General features: G+C 39.3%; 10 protein-coding genes. 4 read left to right on the plus strand and 6 right to left on the minus strand.

The features are described from left to right. Positions 1-140 precede the first annotated feature (140 nt). A complete protein-coding gene (locus EA341_RS16325; protein WP_293016237.1) occupies positions 141-1,322 on the plus strand; it encodes an ATP-binding protein in 1,182 nt (393 codons plus the stop codon). Between the two features lie 60 nt (positions 1,323-1,382). On the opposite strand, the gene EA341_RS16330 is transcribed toward EA341_RS16325, so the two are convergent. After that, positions 1,383-3,716, minus strand: a complete 2,334-nt coding sequence (locus tag EA341_RS16330; protein ID WP_293016238.1) for a M1 family metallopeptidase — start codon at positions 3,714-3,716, stop codon at positions 1,383-1,385. A 67-nt stretch (positions 3,717-3,783) separates the two neighbouring features. Further along, complete coding sequence (locus EA341_RS16335; RefSeq protein ID WP_293016239.1) at positions 3,784-4,365, minus strand: HupE/UreJ family protein; 582 nt, start codon at positions 4,363-4,365, stop codon at positions 3,784-3,786. 89 nt (positions 4,366-4,454) lie between these two features. Between EA341_RS16335 and EA341_RS16340 the strand changes: the two genes are divergently transcribed. Then, positions 4,455-4,943: a DUF6702 family protein gene (locus tag EA341_RS16340; protein WP_293016240.1), complete on the plus strand. Its 489-nt coding sequence runs from the start codon at positions 4,455-4,457 to the stop codon at positions 4,941-4,943. A gap of 319 nt (positions 4,944-5,262) precedes the next feature. Here EA341_RS16340 and EA341_RS16345 read toward each other — a convergent pair whose 3' ends face one another. After that, positions 5,263-5,778 carry a 3-hydroxyanthranilate 3,4-dioxygenase gene (locus EA341_RS16345; RefSeq protein ID WP_293016241.1) on the minus strand — a complete coding sequence of 172 codons (516 nt, stop codon included), beginning with the start codon at positions 5,776-5,778 and terminating at the stop codon, positions 5,263-5,265. Positions 5,779-5,873: 95 nt separating this feature from the next. On the opposite strand from EA341_RS16345, the gene EA341_RS16350 reads away from it, so the two are divergent. Together EA341_RS16350 and EA341_RS16355 are read left to right on the plus strand one after the other, a co-directional pair. Beyond that, positions 5,874-6,866, plus strand: a complete 993-nt coding sequence (locus EA341_RS16350) for a membrane dipeptidase (RefSeq protein ID WP_293016242.1) — start codon at positions 5,874-5,876, stop codon at positions 6,864-6,866. A 33-nt stretch (positions 6,867-6,899) separates the two neighbouring features. Further along, positions 6,900-7,517 carry a thiamine pyrophosphokinase gene (locus EA341_RS16355; protein WP_293016243.1) on the plus strand — a complete coding sequence of 206 codons (618 nt, stop codon included), beginning with the start codon at positions 6,900-6,902 and terminating at the stop codon, positions 7,515-7,517. Between the two features lie 212 nt (positions 7,518-7,729). On the opposite strand, the gene EA341_RS16360 is transcribed toward EA341_RS16355, so the two are convergent. The 3 genes from EA341_RS16360 to EA341_RS16370 form a co-directional block, all read right to left on the minus strand. Further along, complete coding sequence (locus EA341_RS16360; RefSeq protein WP_293016244.1) at positions 7,730-8,263, minus strand: hypothetical protein; 534 nt, start codon at positions 8,261-8,263, stop codon at positions 7,730-7,732. A 98-nt stretch (positions 8,264-8,361) separates the two neighbouring features. Continuing rightward, on the minus strand, positions 8,362-9,195 hold the full coding sequence (gene prmC / locus EA341_RS16365) for a peptide chain release factor N(5)-glutamine methyltransferase (RefSeq protein WP_293016245.1): 834 nt from the start codon (positions 9,193-9,195) through the stop codon (positions 8,362-8,364). 4 nt (positions 9,196-9,199) lie between these two features. Then, positions 9,200-9,623: hypothetical protein (locus EA341_RS16370; protein ID WP_367127700.1), on the minus strand; the 424-nt coding region annotated here is incomplete at its 5' end.

Raw genomic sequence — 9,623 nt, forward strand, 5'->3', positions numbered from 1 at the left:
TTTTATAGATCACTTTTATCCAAGGCAAGTGTTAGGTTATTACTATTTGTAAACTGTATTTAGCAAATAGTAATACTATTTGTAAACTATACTTTGAAAATAGTAATACTATTTGTAAACTAGAATTTAAATTTCAGTATATGTTCTATACACGCAAAATTCTATCAGGCTTAGTTGAGCATTTGTTCCAAAAGCAAGTCACAGTGTTGACAGGAATGAGACGAACAGGAAAAACTACCCTTACAAAAGAATTAATGGGTCTGTCCAACATTTCTCAACAATACTTCTTTGATTTGGAGAGAATAGATAATCGTAAGCTATTTTCTCAAGAAAACTATGAGGATATTATACTTGCGTTAAAACAACAAGGTGCAAACTTTAGTGAAAAAGTACTTATTGCTTTAGATGAGATACAATTGGTACCTAATATCCCAAGTACTATTAAATACCTCTATGACCACTATGACATTAAGTTTATTTGTACTGGATCAAGTTCATATTATATCAAAAATAAATTTCAAGAGTCCTTGGCAGGAAGGAAAAAAGTATTTGAAATTCACCCCTTAGATTTTGGTGAGTTTCTAACATTCAATGAAATTCCCTATTTACCCACCCAAAACATATTTGACATAAAAGATAATATTAGTGAATATGAAAGGTTGAAAGGATATTATGAAATCTTTTTAGAGTTTGGGGGTTTTCCAGAGGTAGTTTTAACTCAAAAAGCGAGTGAAAAAAGGGATTTATTGAAGGATATTTTAGAATCTTATATCAATATTGATATCATACAATTATCAGATATTAGAAAAACATCAGAGATAGAAAATTTGATTAGTTTGCTTGCTGCGAGAATTGGAACCAAGCTTGATATCAGTAAAATATCAAGTGCATGCCAGCTTTCAAGACCAACAGTAGAAAACTATATTTACTTTCTCGAAAGTACCTATCTTATTAACACCATACCAGTGTATTCCTTAAATCCAGATCGTGAAATTGTTAAAGCGAGAAAAATCTATTTTTCAGACAGTGGGTTGGTTGCTTTTTGCTCACCCCTATCCAGTGGATCCAAATTTGAAAATACTATTTATAACCAACTAAAGCACTTTGGATCGGTCAGTTACTATCAAATGAAAAATGGAAATGAGATAGATTTCATACTTGATAAAAAGTACAGCTTTGAAGTAAAAGAAACTGGAAATGGAGCTGATTTTAATAAACTACTTAGGCTTTCTTCAAACCTTAATATAAAAGATGGAAAAATAATAAGCAGATACATCACTAATCCTTTTCCTGAAATGATTTGGGGTGGAATGATTAGATAAAAAAACCCCCTGCCTAATTTTCTTAGACAGGGGATTGATCTGAAATGAATATGAATTCAATTACCGCCTTCTGGCTCTTTTCATAGGATTGTCACCCATGGAAGCACCTCTTACTCCGCCAGTGCTTTTGAAAAGCTCAAATCGGCTTGGAGTAAATTGTCTTGGCCAATAATTATTGGACTCGTCAATATCCGCAGTCTCTCTATATGGATCTAACACAATATTTTTTACTTCTTTTTTCTTGGCAAAAACCTTAGTTACTTCCCACTCATTCAATCTCCAGATTTCTGCAGGTATTCTCTCTACTTCAGAAGTTCCGTCTGTATAGTTGAACTGAAGGATCAATGGCATCACGAGGCCTCCCACATTTCTGAAAGTAATCTCATAGAAGTTCAACCCTGAGTTGAGTAGGTCTTTCTCCTTTTGAGAAAGTCTGTCCATAAATTCCTTGTAAGCTTTTTCATCTTCTGGAGTGACGGAAAAAGGATTATAGGAATTGTAGAAATCTCTGGTAGCCGGATCCGCTTCTACAACAGTTTGCGGAATATCATCCTTATTGTAATCCTGACTGATATGGTAAGCCTCTCTTTCAGCCTCTTTTTGCTGATCCGCTTTTTTCTGTGCTGGAGTTCTGTTGTCAAGCTTATACCAACTCACATTTTCCATAGAAATATCTACTGGATCAGTTCCGAAGAACCAACCTCTCCAAAACCAATCCAAGTCCACTCCTGAAGCATCCTCCATGGTTCTGAAAAAATCCTCTGGAGTTGGGTGTTTGAACTTCCACCTAAGCGAATACTCTTTGAAAGCATAGTCAAATAGCTCTCTTCCCATGATGGTTTCCCTAAGAATATTCAAAGCCGTGGCCGGCTTGGCATAAGCATTTGGACCAAACTGAATGATATTTTCAGAATTGGTCATGATTGGTTCCAACAGGTGTCTTTCACTTTGCATGTATGGAACAATTTTATGTGCTGCACCTCTTCTAGATGGATAATCCCTATCCCACTCCTGTTCGGCAAGGTATTGAAGGAAGGTGTTCAGGCCTTCGTCCATCCATGACCACTGTCTTTCGTCAGAATTGACAATCATGGGGAAGAAATTGTGTCCTACTTCGTGGATAATCACGGAAATCATACCATACTTGATAGCATCCGAATAAGTACCATCCTCATCTGGTCTACCATAGTTAAAGCAGATCATAGGATACTCCATACCATTGGTAGCCTCCACGGAAATCGCCACTGGATAAGGATAGTCAAAAGTTCTTGCTGAATAGGACTTGATTGTGTGTGCTACAGCCCTGGTAGAATACTGCTCCCAAAGTGGATTTGCTTCCTTGGCATAGTAAGACATTGCCATGACGTCTTTACCACCTTGCTTAACAGCCATCGCATCCCAGATGAATTTTCTGGATGAGGTCCAGGCAAAATCCCTAACATTTTCAGCGTGGAAAATCCACGTTTTCTTATCCTTGGATTTTTGTTTTTCCAACCTTTCAGCCTCTGCCTGTGTACGGATGATCACAGGTTTATCAAAACTGGTTTTAGCGCGGTTCCATCTTTCAAGTTCTGCACTGCTCAATACTTCCTCAGGATTCTGAAGTACACCAGTAGAACCTACCATATGGTCAGCAGGGACTGTAATTTTCACTTTATAATCTCCAAATGTCAGTGCAAATTCTCCTCTACCCACAAACTGTTTGTGCTGCCAACCTTCAAAATCCGAGTAAACAGCCATTCTTGGGAACCATTCAGCCATGGTGTATAGGTAATTTCCGTCTTTTTCGAAATACTCATAACCTGGACGTCCTCCAATAAAGCTCATCCTGTCATGGATATTGAAGCTCCAGTCTACAGTAAAGTCTACTTGTTCACCTGGATTCAACTGCTGCGGAAGATCCACACGCATCATTGTTTTGACAATTGTTACCGGAATATCATTGCCGGAAAGATCTTTTACTGAATGGATCTTATATCCCAAATCCTGGTCATGCCAAAGTATACTTTCCAATTGCCTAAGACTCATCCTTGGATTGATGCTGCTTTCAGCAATTTTAGGTGTGTTGGAATCAGCAGCCCTTTCATTTTGGTCCAGCTGAATCCATAGGTACTTGAGCGCATCTGGAGAATTGTTGAAATAGGTGATTTTCTGAGACCCTTTGATGGACTGATTGTCATCATTAAGCTCTACTTCTATTTCATGATCCGCTTTTTGTTGCCAATACATATGGCCAGGAGCACCCGACGCTGTCCTATATACATTTGGGGAGCGTAACATGGGTCCAAGCTGTTCGAATCGTTCAGCATGATTTTGTTCTGTCCACTGTGCGGCAACTGGTAGGCTAAAAACCAATCCCAAAACAATTGCTGTGAGGGTAAATAAATGTTTCATTGTTTATATTTCTCTAAATTATAAATATAGCAAACCGCCCTAAGGCCATCTGCAGGGTTAAAGTGCATTACCAATATTTTGCTTCCAGCATCATCATGAAGGCCATACCCAGGACAATAGAGGAAATGACCAAAGTCCAATCCTTCCTATTTATACCTGCTATACCTATTAATATACTAGAGGCAGTCATAAATATAGCCACAATTACCAATTGTCCTACCTCAAGGCCCAAGTTGAAAGCAAGAAGAGGCTGGAACAAAGAGGCTTCTTTGCCCAGCAAAGAGCGCAGGTAATTGGAAAAACCCAATCCATGGATGAGTCCGAAAAAGAGCGCGAAGAAATAATTGATCTGAATGCCCCTTCCCGTACTGGGCTTGGGTTTGAAAATATTGCTCAAAGCAGTAATTACGATGGTGACAGGAATCAGGTATTCAATCATGTCAGCATTTACTTTCAACACCTGAAGTGTCGCCAAAGCCAGGGTAATGGAATGGCCCACTGTAAAGGCAGTGACTAAAATGATGATTTTCTTCCAGTCCCTGAGGACGTAAAGCGCACAAAGTGCTACTACGAATAAAATATGATCAAACCCCGCAAGGTCTAATATGTGCTGAATACCTAATTGAAAATACAGTTGAAACTGTCCCATTTACCGCTTAATCTATAATCACCTGAAGTATTTTCAGGTGTGATGTTAATTTGACTAATTTGCAAAGAAAATAAAATATAACTATCCACATGCAATTGAATTACATTTTAATACTCTTTTTGGGATGGAAGGTCTTTTTCCACCCTTTCTATATCAGTCTTACTGAGATCCGATACAACCAGAACCAGGAAAGCATTGAAATTGCCCAGAAGATTTTCTGGGATGACTTGGAAGTGGCCTTGGGAGACTTGTATGATACCAAGGTGGATTTTTTGAATCCCTCAAATAAAACAGCACTCGAAAGCATGGTCAAAGAATACCTTAAAACCCACAATGAGATTATCATCAACGGAAAAAAAGTTGAATTTGAATACTTAGGCTATGAGATAGAAGAAGAGGCGGCCTGGTTTTACCTGGAGGCAAAGAATGTTACTGAACCCAAAAAAGTGGAAATCCGCAATGAGGTGCTTTTGGCCCACTTTGAAGGACAGCAGAATATCATCAATTTTTATGTGGACAAGAGGCCAAAGAGTTTGATTTTGTATAAAGGTAAAGAAAAAGGGGTGCTGCAATTTTGATTTTTGATTCACGCAAAGTTTACAAAGAAGCAAAGCCTCGCAAAGATATTCACAGATGCAAAATTCAACCTTTCTCTGGATAGTTAAAGGTTAAAAGTTGACACGCAATTTTCATGATCTCTCCATAACTGATCACTATTCATTATCTCCCCTTCTCGGCTCTTGCGTCTGTCTTGTTTCTTGCTTCTTTTATCTTGCATCTTATTTCACCCTTTATCCTCCCGATTCGCTACCCTCTTGGGATCTTAGCCTCACTTCGATTTCCAAAAGCCTTCATCTCACAAAATCTCAATTCTAAAATCTAAAATCTAAAATCAATTCACCCTTTCTCCATCACCGTCCCACATTGATTACACTTTGTATTGGCAGGATTGCTCCAAAAACGCTCCATGATGGGCGGAAGCTGATTGACGATGTCAGTGATTTCGTGAAATTCTTCATAGAGTTTATTGCCACAGTTTTCGCAATGCCAAATAAAACCGTCCTTTTCCCCTTCTTTCCGGTATCGCTCCATTACCAATCCAATGGTATTGGCAGGTCTTCTTGGTGAATGCGGTACTCGGGCAGGAAGCAAAAACATTTCTCCTGGGCCAATTTTGATATCTTTCACGGCTCCATCTTCCACAATTTTTAGGGTGATTTCTCCCTCTACTTGGTAAAAAAACTCTTCTCCTTCATTGTAATGAAAGTCTTTTCTGGAATTAGGTCCACCAACTACCATGACGATAAAATCATCATTCCCTTTATACATCACCTGATTGCCAATTGGCGGTTTCAGCAGGTGTCTGTTTTCTTCAATCCATTTCTGAAAGTTGATTGGTTTTGCCACTGGCATATGATATATGAAATTTAGTTCTAAAAGGTAAACTGATATAAGCTTTAAAAGTATTAAAAAATCTCTCAAATTAGAGGCTTTAAATGTCCCTTTCTATGAAACTCCCCATTATTGATACGCATTGCGACCTGCTTTCTTACCTGGCAGTGGTGCCCCATGCTTCAGCAGACAATTCCAAAGACATAGCCTGCGCGCTACCTTTATTACAGCAAGGAAATGTAAAAATGCAAATATGCGCCATCTACACGGATGTAAGACCTGGAAGTATGGCATTGGCTACCAAGCAGGCCTACAAATTCCGGGAAGTACTGATGCATTTTGGAAACATCGTGCATGCTGCCGACGGGACTTTCGTGGAAAAAATAGAAGAAGAAGAAAAAATAGGTCTTGTTGCTGCCATTGAAAATGCAGCAGGACTTGCTGATGAAAAGGCTCCTTTGAAGGAGGCTTTCAAACAATTGGACAATCTCATACAGCTGACAGGAAGAATTGCATATATATCCTTTACCCACCACACAGAAAACCGTTTTGGCGGTGGAAATTATACCGAAGGAATAGGGCTAAAAAACGATGGCAAAAGTCTTTTGGATTATTTATCAGGGAAGCGCATTGCCATAGACCTTTCACATACCTCAGACCTTTTGGCAGAGGGGATTTTGAACCATATAGATACCCAAAAGCTTGATGTCCCTGTTATCGCGAGTCACAGTAATTTCCGGTCGGTATGGAACCACAAGCGAAACCTTACAGATGAATTTATCCAGGAGATTGTCCGAAGAAAAGGAATCATAGGGATCAATTTTCTCAGGGCTTTTCTGGACAATGATAAGCCTGAAAGGGTTTATGAGCATATTCTCTATGGTTTTGAAAATGGGGCGGAAGAGCAAATGTGTTTTGGTGCTGATTTTTTCTATACCAAAAACTTCCCGGAAAAGTCACGCTTCCCTTTTTACTTTCCTGAAGTACAAGACGCTTCCAAATACCCCGGTATTCTTGAGCGGCTCTCAGAAAACCTTTCAAATGAGCAATTGGAAAAATTAGCCTATAAAAATGCCCAGAGGTTCTTTTCTGCTTTGTGGAAAAGTTAATTTGTAAAGTATAACAGTAAAAAAAACATTACCATGTCCTCCCATCATTTTGTAAAAGAGCAACAAGAACCGGCATTGTTGATTTTAAATACACAAGACATCAGCTTCGATTCAGTGGCGCCGTTGTTAGAATGGGTTCCCACCGTGATGGTGGCCCAAGAAGAAGTCTTTGCAGTGATTTCGTGGGGAATCAAGTTAGACCTGATTTTGGCAGACATGGCATTTCAAAAGCAGCATTATAAGCTTTTGGAAGAACAGTATCCCGTAAAGTTTTTAGGTGTAAAAGACGGAGGCTTTTTGGAAGAAGCCCTGCAATACCTTATTGCCACCAAACATGCAGCAGTGAATATTGTCGGTTTTGATCACAAGCATGTATTTGAACTGAAGGACAAATTGAATTTCTTGGATATTGTTATCATTGATGGTAAAATGCGTTATTATCCTATCAAGTCAGGAGCTTTCAAAAAATGGTTTAACGAAACTTCTGTACAGCTACACGCACCTGAAGGAACTCCCATAGAAGTTCAGACTTCGGAAGCATCTTACATTATTGAAGTCCGTTATGCCACGATGATAGACATCCCGGAAGGTTCAACTACCTTTAAATGTGATGATGTTTTTTGGATAGGGGAAATGCTAAAAGGTATGTGATCATAAAATCAAACACAATTTTCTTCTTGAACATCAGTGGAGTCTTTTTCCTGAGCCATTGTCAGTGTAAAAGTCAAAGAAAACAGTATACTTAGAAGTTTTGTCTTCCAATTCATGGAGAAGGGGTTCATTGATTGCTAATATAATATAAAAAGAGACTGCCCAAGTATGCAAAACACACGAGACAGTCTCTAAATCAAATGGATGGTATTTTAAATTCCTCCACCTCCTGGTAATCCAGCAGGTCTACCTCCTGGCGGTGTTGGCCTATTTGGTGCTGGAGTATTTGGTCTTCCAACAGGAACATTTGGCCTTGACTGTGGGATATTGACATTTGGTCTTGCTTGAGAAGGCAATTCTGGTCTTACCTGTGAATTTGGTCGAGGTTGATCATGAAATCCTCTGCCTCTTTCGGCATTTCCAGCACCCATTGCCGCTCTTTCTCTACCAGCAGCGGAGTTTTCAGCCCCCATTTCTGCTCTTCCCCTACCTGCTTCAGAATTTTCTGCTGCCATTTCTGCTCTTTCTCTCATCATAGTGCTTCTTCTGGCTGCGCTGGAGATGCTCATTCCTTTCTCTTTACCTCCTTCGGTAGTAGTAGCAAGGTTACTGATTTCTTGGCCTTTTCCAGCATTTTCATTCATTTGAATGTTTGCAGCCTTGACAGAACCATTTTTTTCTTCAGCTTGGGCCTGGGTTGAGGTGGCCCAAACAAGCAATACGAATACTAATAGTAAATTTTTCATTTGCTCTTCATTTTAAGTTGACATTACAAATCAAACAAATGAAGATGAAGCCAGAATGAAGAACAGCAGTACCCGTATATCTACAAAGTCAGGGAAGTTTATTTGCGGCCAACCAAAATACGATTCCTGCCATTAAGATCCTTATGCAGTTCGACCTGGGTAAAACCTTGATCTTCCATCAGTTTCAAAGTCTCCTCACCAAAAGCCTCATTGATTTCGAAATACAGCTTTCCGCCAGGTTTCAGGACTTTTTTGGCTTTACCAGCAATCGTTCTGTAAAAAAGGAGTGGATCATCATCGTAGACAAAAAGTGCCAAATGGGGTTCATGGTCCAGCACATTTCGGTGCATCAGGGATTTTTCCGAATGCCTCACATAAGGAGGATTGCTCACCACAATATCAAGGTCTTGAAAAGGAATCTCTTCAGTTAAAATATCAAGCTTTTGAAACGTAACAAAAGCCCCAAGGAGGTCTGCATTTTTTTGTGCAAGCTCAAGGGCAGTTTCACTGATGTCGACTCCATAGACTTTGGAACCCAAAATTTCCAATTGAAGTGTGATCGGAATACATCCTGAACCAGTCCCAATATCCAATATCCTTAAGGAAACTTTTTTATTTTCCTTGATTATGAGATGAACCAATTCTTCAGTTTCGTTTCTGGGAATCAGAACGGCAGGGTTGACTTCAAACTCCCTACCATAAAAAGGGGCTTTTCCAGTAATGTATTGAATGGGTTTACCTTCTAATAAAGCCTCCAAGGCTTTTTCCAATTCCTCGGGAATAAAGACCACCTCAATATTTTCCAATAAGTCCTTCCTCCTGATTCCAAGGAAATCTTCGAGTAGCCAAAGGCTTAATGATTCCGCCTCATTTTTTCCATAAAGGGGAATAAGTTTTTCTGAAAAAGATGTGAAAATTTCTCTGCTTCGCATGGCTTTATTTGGCCTCCAAAGGTATTTCTTTTTTATTGATCAACATATAAAAAGCAATAGATCCCACCGCATAACAGACGATATCCCAGATATCCGCCGTATAGGTATCAGACCACTTTGGCAGTAAGTACTCAAAAAGAAAAGAAAAGTAGGCAAAGCCCACAAACACTTGGCCTGGACTAAAAACAAATTGATTTTTCGAAGGGTGTATCCACCGGTAAACCTGAAGAGTGATCCCCAAGACCACAGGCATGGCCATTAAATCATCTAGGTAAGCATGCACATAAGGAATAAAAATACCCAATATTTTTTCCAGGAACTGATTGATCCAGAAGAGTATACAGGCAATGATAAACCAAGGGTTTTTGAATACAGTCAAAAGCCAGAAAGCTTGGCAATAAACCAAGAAAGAAAAGTTAAATTGACCA

Origin of the sequence: Mongoliibacter sp. (genome assembly GCF_007692705.1) — a bacterium.
GTDB lineage: Bacteria > Bacteroidota > Bacteroidia > Cytophagales > Cyclobacteriaceae > Mongoliibacter.